Origin of the sequence: Pseudomonas sp. SH10-3B (genome assembly GCF_019891415.1) — a bacterium.
In the GTDB taxonomy this organism is placed as follows: Bacteria; Pseudomonadota; Gammaproteobacteria; order Pseudomonadales; family Pseudomonadaceae; genus Aquipseudomonas.
On record NZ_JAFLXD010000005.1, the window covers coordinates 86,255 to 101,233 of the forward strand.

A 14,979-nucleotide genomic window follows, 5' to 3' on the forward strand; every position below is an offset into this window, starting at 1 on the left:
TGAGATAACTCGGATCAGCGACTGGCGAGCAGGGCCTGGCCGCGCACGACCGCAGCCTTCACCTGTGCCGGCGCGGTACCGCCGACGTGGTTGCGGGCATTCACCGAGCCTTCCAGCGTCAGCACGGCAAACACGTCCTGTTCGATCTGGTCACTGAACTGACGCAGTTCTTCCAGGCTCATTTCTGCCAGGTCCTTGCCGGTGTCGACGCCGTATTTCACCGCATGCCCGACGATCTCGTGGCAATCGCGGAACGGCAGGCCACGGCGCACCAGGTAGTCCGCCAGGTCTGTCGCCGTGGAGAAACCGCGCAAAGCCGCTTCCCGCATGATCGCGTGCTTGGGTTTGATCGCCGGGATCATGTCGGCAAACGCGCGCAGCGAGTCACGCAGGGTGTCGGCGGCGTCGAACAGCGGTTCCTTGTCTTCCTGGTTGTCCTTGTTGTAGGCCAGAGGCTGGCCTTTCATCAGGGTCAGCAGGCCCATCAGCGCGCCGAATACGCGACCGCTCTTGCCGCGCACCAACTCTGGCACGTCGGGGTTTTTCTTTTGCGGCATGATCGAGCTGCCGGTGCAGAAGCGATCAGGCAGGTCGATGAACTGGAATTGCGCGCTGGTCCACAGCACCAGCTCTTCGGAGAAGCGCGACAGGTGCATCATCGCGATGCTGGCGGCGGCGCAGAATTCGATGGCGAAGTCGCGGTCCGACACGCCGTCCAGGGAGTTGCCGCCGACGGCGTCGAAACCCAGCAGTTGTGCGGTGTACTCGCGGTCGATCGGGTAGGTGGTGCCGGCCAGGGCAGCGCTGCCGAGCGGCATGCGGTTGGCGCGCTTGCGGCAATCCACCAGGCGCTCGTAGTCGCGGCTGAGCATCTCGAACCAGGCCAGCAGGTGGTGGCCGAAGGTGACCGGCTGTGCGGTTTGCAGGTGTGTGAAGCCGGGCATGATGGTGCCCGATTCGCGCTCGGCCTGCTCCAGCAAACCTTTCTGCAAGCGGGTGATTTCGGCCAGGATCAGGTCGATTTCGTCACGCAGCCACAGGCGGATATCGGTAGCTACCTGGTCGTTACGGCTACGACCGGTGTGCAGCTTCTTGCCGGTCACACCGATACGGTCGGTGAGACGGGCCTCGATATTCATGTGCACGTCTTCCAGGTCGACACGCCAGTCGAACGTACCGGCTTCGATTTCACCGCGAATGGTGGTCAGGCCTTCGATGATGCTGTCGCGCTCGGCGTCGGTCAGCACGCCGACTTTGGCCAGCATCGTGGCGTGGGCAATCGAGCCCATGATGTCGTGGCGGTACAGGCGCTGGTCGAAGGTGACGGAGGCGGTGAAGCGGGCGACGAAGGCGTCGACGGGTTCACTGAAGCGGCCGCCCCAGGACTGGTTGGTCTTGTCGGTGCTCATGGATTCGCTCGTGGTCTGCTTATTAAGAGGCATGAAAGTGTGCCGGCGATAATAACAGGGTTGCCCGTGGAGGCGGTGCTGCGGGTCGTCGGCATTTTTATTTGTGCAAAGGATGGCTAAGTGCCTTGCTCCCGCTCGCGTCCGGGAAGAGACTGGAGACAGGTGCTTATTGATACGATATTTGACGATTGAGCAATATCGTCTCGGCGAGCGTCTACAGTTGGACTGAGAGTGTGTGAATGCACCAAAGTCGGGTAACGCGGTCAGAACCTGACTATCCATTTAAAAGGGGGATATTCGGATTGTGTATCAGCAAACCCTACGACGATGCCCGAAGGCAGCAGGTCTTGGGCGCTATTGAACAGGTCCGGGTAAATTTGGGTGCCGCTGCCGGGGCACTTTTTGCCGCTCGCGCTAGTCTTAGCGTGGATCGCTGTGACGCAAGTCACCGCACCTGTCTACGCTATCCTTGTGCGAGACTCACGCAGGAATCCAGCGCAATATGAATGTCCTGATCGTTGATGACGAACCCCAAGCCCGCGAGCGACTGAGCCGTTTGGTCAGTGAACTCGAGGGTTATACAGTCCTTGAGCCGAGCGCCACCAGCGGAGAGGAGGCGTTGACGTTGATCGACAGCCTCAAGCCGGACGTGGTGTTGCTCGATATCCGCATGCCGGGCCTTGATGGCCTGCAAGTTGCCGCCCGCCTGAGTGAGCGTGAATCGCCACCCGCCGTGGTGTTATTTGCTGCGCAGGAAGAGTTTGCCGCGCAGACACTCGAAGCCAGTGGTGTCAGCTTCGTGATCAAGCCAGTGACTGCCGAGGCCTTGCTCAGGGCCCTGAAGAAAGCTGAACGCCCCAATCGCACCCAGCTGGCAGCCTTGACCCAGCCGGCCGCCCAAAGTGGTAACGGGCCGCGCAGCCATATCAGCGCCCGCACACGCAAAGGGATCGAGCTGATTCCTTTGAACCAGGTGGTCTACTTCATTGCTGATCATAAATACGTGACCCTGCGGCATGAGGCTGGTGAAGTGTTGCTCGATGAGCCGCTCAAGGCCCTTGAGGATGAATTCGGTGACCGCTTCGTGCGTATCCACCGTAACGCGCTGGTGGCCCGCGAGCGAATCGAGCGCTTGCAGCGCACGCCTCTTGGACACTTTCAGTTATTTCTTAAAGGGCTCAACGGTGATGCGTTGATCGTCAGCCGGCGCCACGTCGCTGGCGTGCGCAAGATGATGCAGCAGCTTTAGACCGAGGTTTTTCGCGAGCCTGCATTCATTATCCCGGTGCGACGTGGCCAGGGAGGCCCCGCACTTGCTGATTCAAATCAAAGCGTATTTACCTGAGCTGTTATTATCTGCCGTATCTATTCAGTACGGATTGATCCATGTCCTCTCGCGAAATCCGCATCGCTACCCGTAAAAGCGCCCTGGCCTTGTGGCAGGCCGAATACGTCAAAGCACGCCTTGAACAGGCCCACCCCGGCCTCAAGGTGACCCTGGTGCCCATGGTCAGTCGCGGCGACAAGCTGCTCGACTCGCCGTTGTCGAAAATCGGCGGCAAGGGTTTGTTCGTCAAGGAACTGGAAACCGCGCTGCTGGAAAACGAAGCCGATATCGCCGTGCATTCGATGAAAGATGTGCCCATGGACTTCCCCGAAGGCCTGGGCCTGTTTTGCATCTGCGAGCGTGAAGACCCGCGCGACGCCTTCGTTTCCAACACGTATGCGTCCTTGGACGACCTGCCCCTGGGCAGCATTGTCGGCACCTCCAGTTTGCGTCGCCAGGCACAGTTGTTGACCCGTCGTCCGGACCTGCAGATTCGCTTCCTGCGCGGTAACGTCAACACCCGCCTGGCCAAGCTGGATGCCGGTGAGTATGACGCGATCATCCTTGCCGCCGCTGGCTTGATCCGCCTGGGCTTTGAAGACCGCATCACCTCCGCGATCAGCGTTGAAGACAGCTTGCCTGCCGGGGGGCAGGGCGCCGTGGGCATTGAATGCCGCACCGCTGACAGTGAAATCCACGCGCTGCTCAAACCCCTCGATCACCACGACACCGAAGTGCGTGTCACGGCCGAACGGGCCCTCAACAAGCACCTCAACGGTGGCTGCCAGGTACCGATCGCCTGCTACGCCGTGCTCGAAGGTGAAAACCTATGGCTGCGCGGCCTTGTCGGGGACCCGGAAGGGGGCACTCTGCTGACTGCCGAAATCCGTGGCCCGCAGCGTGACGCTACGGCCCTGGGTATCCAGGTGGCGGAAGCGCTGCTGGACAAGGGCGCCGGCGCCATCCTGCAGAAAGTCTACGGCGAGGCCGGCCCGCAGTGACCGACTGGCGAGTGCTGCTGACACGGCCTGCCGAGGAATCGGCGGCCCTGGCGGCGGCGTTGTCCGACGCCGGTATCTTCAGCAGCAGCTTGCCTTTGCTGGACATCGAGCCGTTACCGGTGACTGCCGAACAACAGGTCATCCTTGGCGATCTTGGCCGCTATTGCGCGGTGATCGTGGTGAGTAAGCCCGCCGCACGGCTTGCCCTGCATCGATTGAATCAAACCTGGTTGCAACTGCCGTGGTTCAGCGTCGGCGCGGCCACCGCGCAGGTGCTGGCTGATCACGGTCTCCAGGTTCACTTCCCCCAGACTGGCGACGACAGCGAGGCCTTGCTTCAATTGCCTGCGTTGCGCGAGGCTATTGCACGGCCCGGCGCGCGGGTGTTGATCCTGCGCGGCGAAGGTGGTCGCGAGCTGCTGGCTGAGCGTTTGCGCGAGCAAGGTGCTAGTGTCGACTACTTGGAGTTGTATCGCCGTTTCCTTCCGGCTTATGACCCCGGAGTGCTGAGCCAACGCATCCAGTTGGAACGCTTGAACGGCCTGGTGGTCAGCAGTGGGCAGGGTTTTTTGCACCTGCAAGCCTTGGCCGGAGCTGATTGGCCACAGGTGGCACAGCTGCCGTTGTTCGTGCCCAGCCCGCGAGTCGCCGAGATGGCGCGAGCCGCTGGCGCAGAAAAAGTTGTGGATTGTCGCGGCGCGAGTGCTGCGGCTTTGTTAGTGGCGTTACGCAGCTCTGCCCTATGAGGCACGCCGTAGCCACTCTCTGATACGCAAAGGACGAATACGTGAGCGAAACAGCCTTGCCTAAAGATGAAACCCAACCCGCACTTGATGCGCCGGTTGAGTCACCGGTCACCGCGCCGCGCCGTGGCAATGGCCTGGCAGTTGTCGCCCTGCTGCTTGGTGCCGCCGGGGTTGCCGCCGGTGGGTGGGGGATCTGGCAGGTCCGTGCCCTGCAAGCCAGCAGTCAGCAGCAGTTGGGCCAGGTACAGACCCTCGATGACCAATCCCAGTCCCTCAAGCAGAGTCAGCAGCAGTTGGCGGCGCGCTTGGCGCAGTTGCCGGGCGCGGATGAGCTGGAGGAGCGCCGTCGTCTGGTAGCCCAGTTGCAGGGTGATCAGCAGCATTTGAGCCAGCGTCTGGAAACCGTGCTGGGTGCCAGCCGCCAGGACTGGCGACTGGCCGAGGCTGAGCACTTGATCCGCCTCGCAAGCCTGCGGCTGTCAGCCCTGCAGGATATCAACAGTGCCCAGGCCCTGGTCCAGGGCGCCGATGAGATTCTTCGCGAGCAGAGCGACCCAGGTTCCTACGCCGCCCGTGAACAATTGGCCAAGAGCCTGGCCGCGCTGCGCAGTACCGAGCAGCCGGACCGGACTGGGCTGTACCTGCAATTGGCAGCCTTGCGCGACCAGGTTGTGCAGTTGGCGGCGATTGCTCCCGAGTATCAACTCACCGATCCCGCATCCGCGGGGCGCCCAAGCACCGATACGGATAGCCGCTGGAACCAGTGGTGGGAACAGATCTCCCGCTATTTCCGCATCGATTTCAACCCTGATGACAATATCCGGCCGTTGCTTGCCGGGCAGGGCTTGAACCAAGTACGCCTGGCCCTGAGCCTGGCCCTGGAGCAGGCTCAATGGGCGGCGCTCAATGGGGAGTCGGCGGTATACAGCCGTTCGTTGGGTGAAGCGCGCAGCGTGTTGCAGGATAACTTCAACCAGGACAACCCGCAGAGCAAGGCGATGCTGGCGCGTATCGCCGAGCTTGAGCCCAAGGCTGTCTCGGTGGTGACACCGGACCTGGCGGCGAGCCTGGCTGCGGTGCAGGCGTACCTTGAACGTCGTCACCTGTCTGCCGACGAAGCCAAGGCGGCGTCCACGCCAGCGAAGCAGGAGTAGAGCCGATGAAGCGTTTCTATGTGATCCTGGTGCTGGCGATTGCGATCGCCCTGGCACTGGCCGTGGGCATTTCGAAACACACCGGCTACGTGCTGATTACCTACCCTCATGTGCTGCATTACGAATCAAGCCTGTGGGCAACCGTGGTGGCAGTGTTTGTCTTCTGCCTGGCAATCTACTTGATCCGTGTATTGCTGAGCCTGGTCACTACCTCGGGCGGCGTGGTCAACCCGTGGTCGCGGCGTAACCGTAGTCGTCGCGTGCAGATCGCCATCGAACAGGGCCAGATGGACCTCGCCGAAGGCCGCTGGGCCAGTGCCGAACGTCACTTGCACCGTGCCGCCGAGGCCGAGCGCCAGCCATTGCTGTACTACCTGGGCGCGGCCCGGGCAGCGAATGAGCAGGGTCGTTATGAAGAGTCGGACGGTCTGCTCGAGCGCGCCTTGGAGCGTCAGCCCCAAGCCGAGCTGGCGGTTGCCTTGAGCCATGCGCAGTTGCAATTGGACCGTGGCGATACTGACGGCGCGCTTACCACCTTGCAGGCCATGCATGAGCGCCATCCCCATAACGCCCAGGTGCTGCGCCAATTGCAGCGCCTGCATCAGCAGCGAGGTGACTGGTCGTCAGTGATCCGTCTGCTGCCGGAGTTGCGCAAGGACAAGGTGCTGCCCGCCAGCGAATTGTCCGAGCTGGAGCGCCGCGCCTGGGGCGAAAACTTGAGCCTGGCAGCCCAGCGCGAAGAGCAGGGCGAAGCCGGCCTGCAATCTCTTGAGCGGGCCTGGCAACAACTCACTTCCGCCCAGCGCCAGGAGCCGCAACTGGTCTTGGCCTATGCCGAACAACTGCGCCAGTTGGGTGCCGATGCCAAGGCAGAGGAGGCGTTGCGCGGTGCTATCAAGCGCGGCTACGACAGCCACCTGATTCGTCTCTATGGCCTGCTGCGCGGTAGCGATCCGGGCAAGCAATTGAAGTTTGCCGAAGGTTGGCTCAAGGACCATCCAGGTGATGCCAGCCTGTTGCTGACGTTGGGTCGTCTGTGCCTGCAAAACAGCTTGTGGGGCAAGGCGCGGGATTACCTCGAAAGCAGCCTGCAGGTGCAGCGTAATCCCGAGGCCTGTGCCGAACTGGCGCGGCTGTTGGCCCAGTTGGGCGACACCGAGCGCAGCAACCAGCTGTTCCAGGAAGGCCTGGGACTCTTGGATAACCGCTTGCTGGCGTCTCCGCTGCCAGTTCCTGCCCGAGCTTGATGTAGGAACAAGGGTGAGGGTTGGCTCAGATCGGTCTGACAGCCAACCCTTCAATGCTACGCATATGACGGCCCTGAGGCGCTTTGACGCAAACTCCTACGCTCGTGCGTTTCAAGTCCTCCATGTTCTGACGGGATGTCCCTACGTTCTCACGGAATCGTCTGCTCCGGTGCGTATTGAAAGGGGTCAGGCCTTTCCTCTACCGTAACGACCTATCTCTCGCGATGCGGATAAAGCATGTCTTTGGCCCCTTCACGCTCCTTGTTTTTCCTTGCGTTCATGGCGGGTGCTCTGACGTTGGGTGCATCCTTCTATCTTGAGTTCGGTGCATCGTTACGGCCGTGTTTCCTGTGCCAGATGCAACGGGCCTTCCTGGCTGCATTTACACTGATCAACCTGGCCGCCGCTCTCCACAACCCTCGGCGTTCCACGTTTTACCTGTATGGGGTTGCGAGCATGGTCTGTGCGTTGCTGGGGGCCATCACAGCGGTGCGCCAGGTGCTGCTGCAAAATGCCGCAGCGGATCTGGCCACCGATTGTTGGCCCAGCCTGAGCCACATGCTCGAAAACCTGTCGCTGTGGCAGGCACTGCAATTGACGGTGAAAGGCACTGTCGACTGCGTGGACATACGCTGGACGCTGTTTGACTTAAGCCTTCCCGAATGGAGCCTGTTGTTCTTCCTGGGCATGTTGATCCTCGGTGCCATGCAGTTTTCACGGCTGTTTTTGAGCCGGCCATGTGCTCCGGGAGGCGCTGAACGAAGGTCGCAGTTTGTAGGAATGGATTAAACACTTGTATGAACTTTCTCTCCTGCGTACCTTGAAGGCATAGTCATGGGGGCATAATCTGGCCCGCACGCGTTATTGAAACCGTTTGTTCAGACGCGGCCTTGTCCCGCTGCTGTTTATCCTTGAAGTGTTGCGCGGGCATCAGGCGGCAGCGCCCCTATAGGGAAGAGAGATCATCATGCTGGAAAGTTGTCAGAATGCTCAGGAACGCTGGGGTGGGGTGCACAAGCTGATCGACAGCTGGTTGAAGGCACGTCACGAACTGGTTCGGGCCTTTGATGCTCTCGGCGCCAAGCCCGAGGCCCTGGCTGAGAATCGCAAGCCGTTGCAGGAATTCTGCGAAGTGTTGGTGGACTACGTGTCGGCTGGCCATTTTGGTGTCTATGAGCAACTGACCAAAGAAGCGGAAGCTTTCGATGATAAGCGGGGGCTGGAACTGGCCGAGACCCTCTATCCACGTATCGATGTCATCACTGAGAAACTGCTCGCGTTCACCGATCTGTGTGATGCCGGCCAATGCGTTGCTGAGAAATTCAAGGAGCTGGGTGGCCTGCTCCATGAGCGTTTCGAACTGGAAGATTGCCTGATCGAAGTGCTCCACAACGCCCATAAGGAAGAAGCCGCCACTCAGGCCTGACCTTTGCTGGCGAGATAAAAACGGTGCGCATGGCGCGCCGTTTTTTATTGGGTCAATGACGGGTGTCGAGCAATTCGATCTCGAATACCAGTGGCGTATAGGGCGGGATCAACTCTCCCGCACCGTCGGCACCATAGGCCTGGGCCGAAGGGATCACCAGACGCCATTTGGCCCCCACCGGCATCTGCTGCAACGCGCTGCTCCAGCCGCTGATTACACTGTCCAGGCGAAACCACTGGGGCTGTGTGCTCTGATCGAAGACCGTGCCATCGGGCAATCGTCCAACGTATTTCACTTGAACCTGATCATTCGCACCTGGCTTGGTATCGCTGCCGGGTGCCAGTTCCGTGAGCAGGATTCCATCGGGTAACTCGCGGACCCCTTTCGCGGCTTTTTCTTTGGCTAAAAACTGCTGTTCGACGGCGAGCGCCTTTTCACTTTTTGGGGCTTGGATGTCGGCCTCGGCCTGCGCTTCATGCTGGGCGAGAATCTGTTCGATGCGTGCGTTATCCAACGCCAGCGGCTTGCCTTGATAAGCCTGCTTGAGGCCGTCGATCAAGGCCTGGATCTGCAGGTCCGGGACTTCCTGGCGCAGACGCTCACCAAGGCTGGCGCCCAGGCTGTACGCGAGGTCGTGCTGGTCTTGGGGCGTGGTTTTTGACGGTGATTGCTCGCTCGCATTGGCCGCGGAAATCGCCAGGCCCAGCACAAGAAAAAGGTAACGCGACATGGGCATTCTCCTGCCGAAAGTGCGACGGATTATGCCAGTGCGTGAGTGCAAAAAGTGCCGCGTATTTTCGTTATATCGATAAGAATTTTCGCACGGTGCAACGCAACGCAAACGATACTGTCAACATGCCCTAGCGGCGGTAAGAGCAGAGGGCTAGTATGAGCCGCACCCACGTCAGCCAGGAGGTAAACCATGTCGGCCAAACAGAAGCCTGTAAATACCCCGTTGCATTTACTCCAACAACTTTCGGGCAGCTTGCTCGAACATCTGGAAAGCGCATGTTCCCAAGCGTTGGCCGATGCAGAAAAACTGCTCGCCAAGCTGGAAAAACAACGCGGTAAAGCGCAAGAAAAACTGCACAAATCCCGCACCAAACTGCAAGATGCCGCCACTGCTGGCAAGGCCAAGGCTCAAGCCAAAGCCAAAGACGCTGTCAAAGAACTTGAGGACCTGCTGGACGCCCTCAAGGATCGCCAAGCTGAAACCCGCACCTACATTTCCCAACTGAAAAAAGACGCCCAAGAAAGCCTGAAATTGGCCCAGGGTGTTGGTCGTGTTAAGGAAGCTGTAGCGAAAGTGCTGGGTGCTCGTGCACCTGCTAAAGCACCGGCCAAGCCAGCTGCCAAAACCGCTGCTGTAAAACCAGCCGCCAAGCCAGTTGCTAAAACCGCTGCTGCAAAACCAGCCGCCAAGCCAGCTGCCAAAACTGCTGCTGCAAAACCAGCCGCCAAGCCAGCTGCCAAAACTGCTGCTGCAAAACCAGCCGCCAAGCCAGTTGCTAAAACTGCTGCTGCAAAACCAGCCGCCAAGCCAGCTGCCAAAACTGCTGCTGCAAAACCAGCCGCCAAGCCAGCTGCTAAAACCGCTGCTGCAAAACCGGCCGCCAAGCCAGTTGCCAAAACTGCTGCTGCAAAACCAGCCGCGAAGCCAGTTGCTAAAACCGCTGCTGCAAAACCAGCCGCCAAGCCAGCTGCCAAAACTGCTGCTGCAAAACCAGCCGCGAAGCCAGTTGCTAAAACCGCTGCTGCAAAACCAGCCGCCAAGCCAGCTGCTAAAACTGCTGCTGCAAAACCAGCCGCGAAGCCAGTTGCTAAACCTGCTGCTGCAAAACCAGCCGCGAAGCAAGCCGCTAAAACTGCTGCCGCAAAACCAGCCGTAAAGCCTGCCGCTGCAAAGCCAGTCGTCAAGCCTGCTGCTGCAAAACCAGCACCGGCCAAGCCAGCAGCACCTGCTGCTACTCCGGCAGCGTCCACCGCTCCAACCGCATCGGCCAGCAGCACCCCTGCACCGGTAGCGCCAAGCACCACCCCAACCAGCGCTTCCTAAGTGCCGGTGACCATGACGCGCAGCTGCTGCAGCGCGTCATGGTCAAGGTTGGCGGCATCCTCAGCCGCCAGACCTTCCAGCCACGGCTGTTGAGTCAGTTCCCCTGTCGGCCATGCCCGCGTTAATGCTTCCAGGCGCGCCAGCAATTGCCGTTCGGCATCCAGTTCCAGGGTTTTGACCCGTTCGCGTAACGCCTTCAATTGCTCATCCTGCTGTGCCATTGCACGCCACTGCACACGCACTTGCCGCAATGGTTCGATCACCTGCGCCTGCCAAGGGCGCGCCAATTGTTGCAATGCATGCACGCGCTCGGGCACACACGCCACGCCCCGCTGTTCCAGCCACGCGCCGCAGAGCAGCAGGCACACATCCGCCCCTTGCTCCTGCAAGCGCAGGCAGGCGGCCTCGACGCCCGGGCGGGCGTAAGTCGAGAGGGCAAAGCTCCACAGGTCAGCGCACATATTCACACCCAAGCCAGCGGCCAACGAAGCTGGTAGACTCCGCCGCCATTATGATCCGACTTCAAAGCCTAACATTACAGCGTGGCCCGCAACGTCTTCTCGAAGACGCCGAGCTGACCCTGCACGCCGGTCACAAAGCCGGCCTGATCGGTGCCAACGGCGCCGGCAAATCCACGTTGTTCGCCCTGTTGCTGGGTGAGCTGACCCCGGATTCCGGGGACTGCTTGCTGCCGGCCGACTGGCGTATCGCCCATATGCGCCAGGAGATCGACACCCTGGACCGCATCGCGATCGACTACGTGCTCGATGGCGACCTGCGTCTGCGCCAGGTGCAACACGACCTGGCCGAGGCCGAGAAAGCCCAGGACGGCGCCGCCCAGGCCCGTCTGCACGCGGAACTCGACAGCGCCGACGGCTACACCGCCGACGCCCGCGCCCGCAAGATGCTAGCCGGCCTTGGCTTCACCAACGAACAGATGGACCGTCCGGTCGCGGACTTTTCCGGTGGCTGGCGCATGCGCCTGAATTTGGCCCAGGCGCTGATGTGCCCCTCGGACCTGCTGCTGCTCGACGAACCCACCAACCACTTGGACCTCGATGCGATCCTGTGGCTGGAAGACTTCCTCAAGAGCTATCAGGGCACTTTGCTGCTGATTTCCCACGACCGGGACTTCCTCGACGCCGTGGTCGACAACATCGCCCACGTCGAACAGAAGAAAATCACCCTCTACCGTGGCGGCTACACCGCGTTCGAACGTGCGCGTGCCGAGCGCCTGGCCCAGCAGCAGCAGGCGTTCGAGAAGCAGCAGGCGCAGCGTGCGCACATGGAAAGCTACATCGCCCGGTTCAAGGCCCAGGCCACCAAGGCCCGCCAGGCCCAGAGCCGGATCAAGGCCCTGGAGCGCATGGAAGAACTGTCGGCGGCCCACGTCGATTCACCGTTCGACTTTGTGTTCCGCGAGTCGGTGAAGATCTCCAGCCCGTTGCTGGATCTTTCGGATGCCCGCCTGGGTTATGGCGAGAAAACCATCCTGGAGAAGGTCAAGCTGCAACTCACTCCGGGTGCACGCATCGGTTTGCTCGGCCCTAACGGTGCGGGTAAGTCGACGCTGATCAAGAACCTGTCGGGCGAGCTGCAACCCCTGGCCGGTCGCCTGACCCGTGGTGAGAACCTGGTGGTGGGCTACTTTGCCCAGCATCAGTTGGACTCCCTCGACTCCAAGGCCAGTCCGTTGCTGCACCTGCAACGCCTGGCGCCGACCGAGCGCGAGCAGACCCTGCGCGACTTCCTCGGTGGCTTTGACTTCCGTGGCGCGCGCATCGATGAGCCGGTGCTGAATTTCTCCGGCGGCGAAAAAGCCCGCCTGGCCCTGGCGTTGATCGCCTGGGACCGCCCGAACCTGCTGCTGCTCGACGAACCGACCAACCACCTCGACCTGGAAATGCGCCTGGCGCTGACCATGGCCTTGCAGGAGTTCAGCGGTGCAGTATTGGTGGTGTCTCACGATCGCCACTTGCTCAAGAGCACCACCGACAACTTCCTGTTGGTGGCGGATGGCAAAGTCGAAGAGTTCGACGGTGACCTGGACGACTACGCCCGCTGGCTGACGGATTATCGTCTGCGCAACGCACCGGTCAGCAACACCCCGGTCAACCCGGACAAGACCGACAAGAAAGCCCAGCGCCAGGCCGCTGCCGCACTGCGCCAGCAGTTGGCGCCGCACAAGCGCGAAGCCGACAAGCTTGAGGCGGAGTTGGGCAAGGTGCACGAGCGTCTGGCCAAGATCGAAGCCAGCCTGGGCGACAGTGCCGTGTACGAGGCCGCACGCAAGGATGAGTTGCGCGACCTGCTGGCTGAACAGGCCAAGCTCAAGGTGCGCGAAGGGCAATTGGAGGAAACCTGGATGGAGGCCCTCGAACTGCTGGAAACCCTGCAAGCGGAGCTGGAGGCGCTGTCCTGATGGAAGCGTTGCAATTGCCGCTGCCGGCGCAATGGATCGAGCCTGTGTGGATCGGCGTGCAAATCCTGCTGATCCTGTTGGCCGGTTACGTTGCCCAGCGATTCGTCGCCAAAGGCCTGACCCGCCTGGGTGAGCGCTACCCGTTCCCGCCGCAACTGCTGATGCCGCTGCGCGGTGGTCTGCGCTGGTTGATCATGGGCAGTGCGCTGATCTTTGTGCTGGAACGCCTGGGCGTGTCCGCTACGGTGCTGTGGACGGCACTGTCGGGGTTTGTCGCGGTGGCGGCAGTGGCGTTCTTCGCCATGTGGTCGGTGTTGTCCAACCTGCTGTGCGCGATCCTGATCTTCACGGTGGGGCCGTTTCGCCTCGGTGACATCGTCGAGTTGGTCGATACCGTCGACAAGCCAGGCGTGAAGGGCAGGGTGGTGGCGATCAACTTGCTCTACACCACGCTGATCGAAGTGGAAGCAGCAGGCACCGACAGCGCCATCGTGCAGGTGCCTAACAGCCTGTTCTTCCAGCGCTCGGTACGGCGTTGGCCCGGCACCCATGTGTTCCCTGGCGACCGCTAGCGATTACATCCTGTAAAAACCTATAGCCAGCCTCTGGCCAGCGGAGTTAGCTTAAGGCACAACAACCGCTGACTCTTTACCGAGGTGTGCAATGGCACTCGACACTTGGCTGGCCTTTTTCCTGGCCAGTTGGATCATCTCCCTTTCCCCTGGTGCCGGCGCCATCGCGTCGATGTCCAGCGGCCTGCAATATGGTTTTGTACGTGGCTACTGGAACGCTATCGGCCTGCAACTGGGCCTGGCGATGCAGATTGCCGTGGTCGCGGGCGGCTTGGGCGCCATTCTGGCGGCATCGTCGACCGCGTTCTATGCGATCAAATGGTTTGGCGTGGCGTACCTGGTGTACCTGGCCATCAAGCAATGGCGCGCCTTGCCCATGGACCTGGCCGATGACGCGGCGATACGCCCGATCGGCAAGCCGCTGGCGATGATGTTCCGGGGTTTCCTGGTCAACGCCAGCAACCCCAAGGCCCTGGTGTTCATGCTCGCGGTGCTGCCGCAGTTCGTGAATCCGCAGGCGCCGTTGCTGGTCCAGTACCTGATCATCGGTGCGACGATGATCAGCGTCGATATGATCGTGATGGCGGGGTACACGGGGTTGGCGTCGAAAGTCTTGCGCCTGTTGCGCACGCCTAAGCAGCAGAAGCGTGTGAACCGCACGTTTGCCGGCTTGTTCGTGGGGGCTGCGGGTTTCCTGGCCAGCTTGCATCGCGCAACGGCGTAAACCTCGGTACCTCTGAAGAAACCGAGTTAAAAGTGTGGGAGGGGGCTTGCTCCCGATGGCGGTGTCTCAGTTACAGCTAAGCTGACTGACACCCTGCTATCGGGAGCAAGCCCCCTCCCACATAGGTTGTGTGTTTCCAAAGGATTACCCTTCAGCGCAGGATCTTCGGCGCTTCATCCCTTGGCAGGTTATTGCGCAACACCGGCTGGCCAGGCTCTTGATAGCCGCCGCCCAACTGTTCTGCCAGTTGCCGTGCCACGTCCTCACCCAGTGCCTTCGACACTTCCTTCACCACGCGCGGCCGGTTCAGGCTCACGCGCATGTCGCGGCTGTTCACCAGCTTGGTGTCCTGGCCTTCGCCCATGGCGGTGAACGCCGAGGTGATTTCGTAGGTGCGCGTATTGATCAGGCTGAAATCCGCCACCAGCGTCAGGCCCAGCACTGCCGAGTAGCTGTTGGTGTGGTCCAGGGCGTTGATGTCCTGGGTGAAGTCGATGTCTGACAGCGTGCCGAACAGCACGTAGTCCGCACCCTTGAAGTCACCGGCCTTGATGCGCTTGATCACGTCATAGACGTCACCCTTGGCATCGGCGGTGTAGGGCGTGCCCTGCACCAGTTGGAACTGGCGGGACTTGAGAATCTCCCCCTTGATATCACCGCTGAATTTGCGCAGCTCGATCTGCTCGATGTAGCTGCTACGGCTCTCGTACTCGCTGTAGTTCGATGCACCGCTGGCGTTATAAGCGCTGGCCTGGAAGTTGTTGCTGGCCGAAACCAGGTGGATGTACTCCTCGACCCGCGCCTGGTAGGCAAGGTCGGTCACCGCGATCTTCGGCGCGGCCGAGGCGCCAAAGGCGCACAGCAGGCCGATCAAACCAATCCATGCACGCATTGC

Annotated in this window: 15 protein-coding genes; 11 read left to right on the forward strand and 4 right to left on the reverse strand. The window is 60.9% G+C overall.

Annotation, left to right across the window (positions count from 1 at the left end; translation table 11 throughout):
* Positions 1-14 precede the first annotated feature (14 nt).
* Positions 15-1,409 carry an argininosuccinate lyase gene (gene argH, locus J1G35_RS05810; protein WP_053127726.1) on the reverse strand — a complete coding sequence of 465 codons (1,395 nt, stop codon included), beginning with the start codon at positions 1,407-1,409 and terminating at the stop codon, positions 15-17.
* 502 nt (positions 1,410-1,911) lie between these two features.
* Here argH and J1G35_RS05815 point away from each other — a divergent pair.
* The 7 genes from J1G35_RS05815 (at position 1,912) to rsd (ending at position 8,310) form a co-directional block, all read left to right on the forward strand.
* Positions 1,912-2,658 (forward strand): LytTR family DNA-binding domain-containing protein, encoded by a 747-nt coding sequence (locus tag J1G35_RS05815; RefSeq protein ID WP_053127728.1) that lies wholly within the window; start codon positions 1,912-1,914, stop codon positions 2,656-2,658.
* Positions 2,659-2,795: 137 nt separating this feature from the next.
* Positions 2,796-3,737, forward strand: a complete 942-nt coding sequence (gene hemC / locus J1G35_RS05820) for a hydroxymethylbilane synthase (RefSeq protein WP_223014030.1) — start codon at positions 2,796-2,798, stop codon at positions 3,735-3,737.
* Positions 3,734-4,483 (forward strand): uroporphyrinogen-III synthase, encoded by a 750-nt coding sequence (locus J1G35_RS05825; protein WP_223014031.1) that lies wholly within the window; start codon positions 3,734-3,736, stop codon positions 4,481-4,483. The genes hemC and J1G35_RS05825 overlap by 4 nt, the downstream gene beginning before the upstream one ends.
* Positions 4,484-4,524: 41 nt before the next feature.
* Complete coding sequence (locus tag J1G35_RS05830; protein WP_223014032.1) at positions 4,525-5,637, forward strand: uroporphyrinogen-III C-methyltransferase; 1,113 nt, start codon at positions 4,525-4,527, stop codon at positions 5,635-5,637.
* A gap of 5 nt (positions 5,638-5,642) precedes the next feature.
* Entirely contained in the window at positions 5,643-6,884 is a 1,242-nt protein-coding gene (locus J1G35_RS05835) for a heme biosynthesis protein HemY (RefSeq protein WP_053127736.1), read from the forward strand.
* A gap of 237 nt (positions 6,885-7,121) precedes the next feature.
* The gene (locus J1G35_RS05840; RefSeq protein WP_053127738.1) at positions 7,122-7,673 is read left to right on the forward strand and encodes a disulfide bond formation protein B; all 552 of its coding nucleotides are present in this window, start codon (positions 7,122-7,124) and stop codon (positions 7,671-7,673) included.
* 178 nt (positions 7,674-7,851) lie between these two features.
* Positions 7,852-8,310 carry a sigma D regulator gene (rsd, locus tag J1G35_RS05845; RefSeq protein WP_223014033.1) on the forward strand — a complete coding sequence of 153 codons (459 nt, stop codon included), beginning with the start codon at positions 7,852-7,854 and terminating at the stop codon, positions 8,308-8,310.
* A 52-nt stretch (positions 8,311-8,362) separates the two neighbouring features.
* Here rsd and J1G35_RS05850 read toward each other — a convergent pair whose 3' ends face one another.
* The gene (locus tag J1G35_RS05850) at positions 8,363-9,040 is read right to left on the reverse strand and encodes an FKBP-type peptidyl-prolyl cis-trans isomerase (RefSeq protein WP_223014034.1); all 678 of its coding nucleotides are present in this window, start codon (positions 9,038-9,040) and stop codon (positions 8,363-8,365) included.
* A 192-nt stretch (positions 9,041-9,232) separates the two neighbouring features.
* Between J1G35_RS05850 and J1G35_RS05855 the strand changes: the two genes are divergently transcribed.
* Positions 9,233-10,366, forward strand: coding sequence for an AlgP family protein (locus J1G35_RS05855; protein WP_223014035.1), 1,134 nt, complete (start codon positions 9,233-9,235; stop codon positions 10,364-10,366).
* Here J1G35_RS05855 and J1G35_RS05860 read toward each other — a convergent pair.
* On the reverse strand, positions 10,363-10,827 hold the full coding sequence (locus tag J1G35_RS05860) for a TIGR02444 family protein (protein WP_223014036.1): 465 nt from the start codon (positions 10,825-10,827) through the stop codon (positions 10,363-10,365). The genes J1G35_RS05855 and J1G35_RS05860 overlap by 4 nt on opposite strands.
* A gap of 50 nt (positions 10,828-10,877) precedes the next feature.
* On the opposite strand from J1G35_RS05860, the gene J1G35_RS05865 reads away from it, so the two are divergent.
* The 3 genes from J1G35_RS05865 to J1G35_RS05875 all read left to right on the forward strand — a co-directional run bounded on the left by J1G35_RS05865 (position 10,878) and on the right by J1G35_RS05875 (position 14,084).
* Complete coding sequence (locus J1G35_RS05865) at positions 10,878-12,788, forward strand: ATP-binding cassette domain-containing protein (RefSeq protein ID WP_032884341.1); 1,911 nt, start codon at positions 10,878-10,880, stop codon at positions 12,786-12,788.
* A complete protein-coding gene (locus J1G35_RS05870) occupies positions 12,788-13,360 on the forward strand; it encodes a mechanosensitive ion channel family protein (RefSeq protein WP_027608339.1) in 573 nt (190 codons plus the stop codon). The genes J1G35_RS05865 and J1G35_RS05870 overlap by 1 nt, the downstream gene beginning before the upstream one ends.
* A gap of 91 nt (positions 13,361-13,451) precedes the next feature.
* On the forward strand, positions 13,452-14,084 hold the full coding sequence (locus J1G35_RS05875; RefSeq protein WP_053127748.1) for a LysE family transporter: 633 nt from the start codon (positions 13,452-13,454) through the stop codon (positions 14,082-14,084).
* Positions 14,085-14,235: 151 nt separating this feature from the next.
* On the opposite strand, the gene J1G35_RS05880 is transcribed toward J1G35_RS05875, so the two are convergent.
* Positions 14,236-14,976 (reverse strand): penicillin-binding protein activator LpoB, encoded by a 741-nt coding sequence (locus J1G35_RS05880; RefSeq protein ID WP_223014039.1) that lies wholly within the window; start codon positions 14,974-14,976, stop codon positions 14,236-14,238.
* Positions 14,977-14,979: the final 3 nt, after the last annotated feature.

Coding starts and splice junctions, on each gene's coding strand:
- rsd (WP_223014033.1), top strand. CDS start 7,852: ATGCTGGAAAGTTGTCAGAATGCTCAGGAACGCTGGGGTGGGGTGCAC.
- hemC (WP_223014030.1), top strand. CDS start 2,796: ATGTCCTCTCGCGAAATCCGCATCGCTACCCGTAAAAGCGCCCTGGCC.
- J1G35_RS05865 (WP_032884341.1), top strand. CDS start 10,878: ATGATCCGACTTCAAAGCCTAACATTACAGCGTGGCCCGCAACGTCTT.
- J1G35_RS05850 (WP_223014034.1), bottom strand. CDS start 9,040: ATGTCGCGTTACCTTTTTCTTGTGCTGGGCCTGGCGATTTCCGCGGCC.
- J1G35_RS05880 (WP_223014039.1), bottom strand. CDS start 14,976: ATGCGTGCATGGATTGGTTTGATCGGCCTGCTGTGCGCCTTTGGCGCC.
- J1G35_RS05855 (WP_223014035.1), top strand. CDS start 9,233: ATGTCGGCCAAACAGAAGCCTGTAAATACCCCGTTGCATTTACTCCAA.
- J1G35_RS05860 (WP_223014036.1), bottom strand. CDS start 10,827: ATGTGCGCTGACCTGTGGAGCTTTGCCCTCTCGACTTACGCCCGCCCG.
- J1G35_RS05815 (WP_053127728.1), top strand. CDS start 1,912: ATGAATGTCCTGATCGTTGATGACGAACCCCAAGCCCGCGAGCGACTG.
- J1G35_RS05875 (WP_053127748.1), top strand. CDS start 13,452: ATGGCACTCGACACTTGGCTGGCCTTTTTCCTGGCCAGTTGGATCATC.
- J1G35_RS05840 (WP_053127738.1), top strand. CDS start 7,122: ATGTCTTTGGCCCCTTCACGCTCCTTGTTTTTCCTTGCGTTCATGGCG.
- J1G35_RS05835 (WP_053127736.1), top strand. CDS start 5,643: ATGAAGCGTTTCTATGTGATCCTGGTGCTGGCGATTGCGATCGCCCTG.
- J1G35_RS05870 (WP_027608339.1), top strand. CDS start 12,788: ATGGAAGCGTTGCAATTGCCGCTGCCGGCGCAATGGATCGAGCCTGTG.
- argH (WP_053127726.1), bottom strand. CDS start 1,409: ATGAGCACCGACAAGACCAACCAGTCCTGGGGCGGCCGCTTCAGTGAA.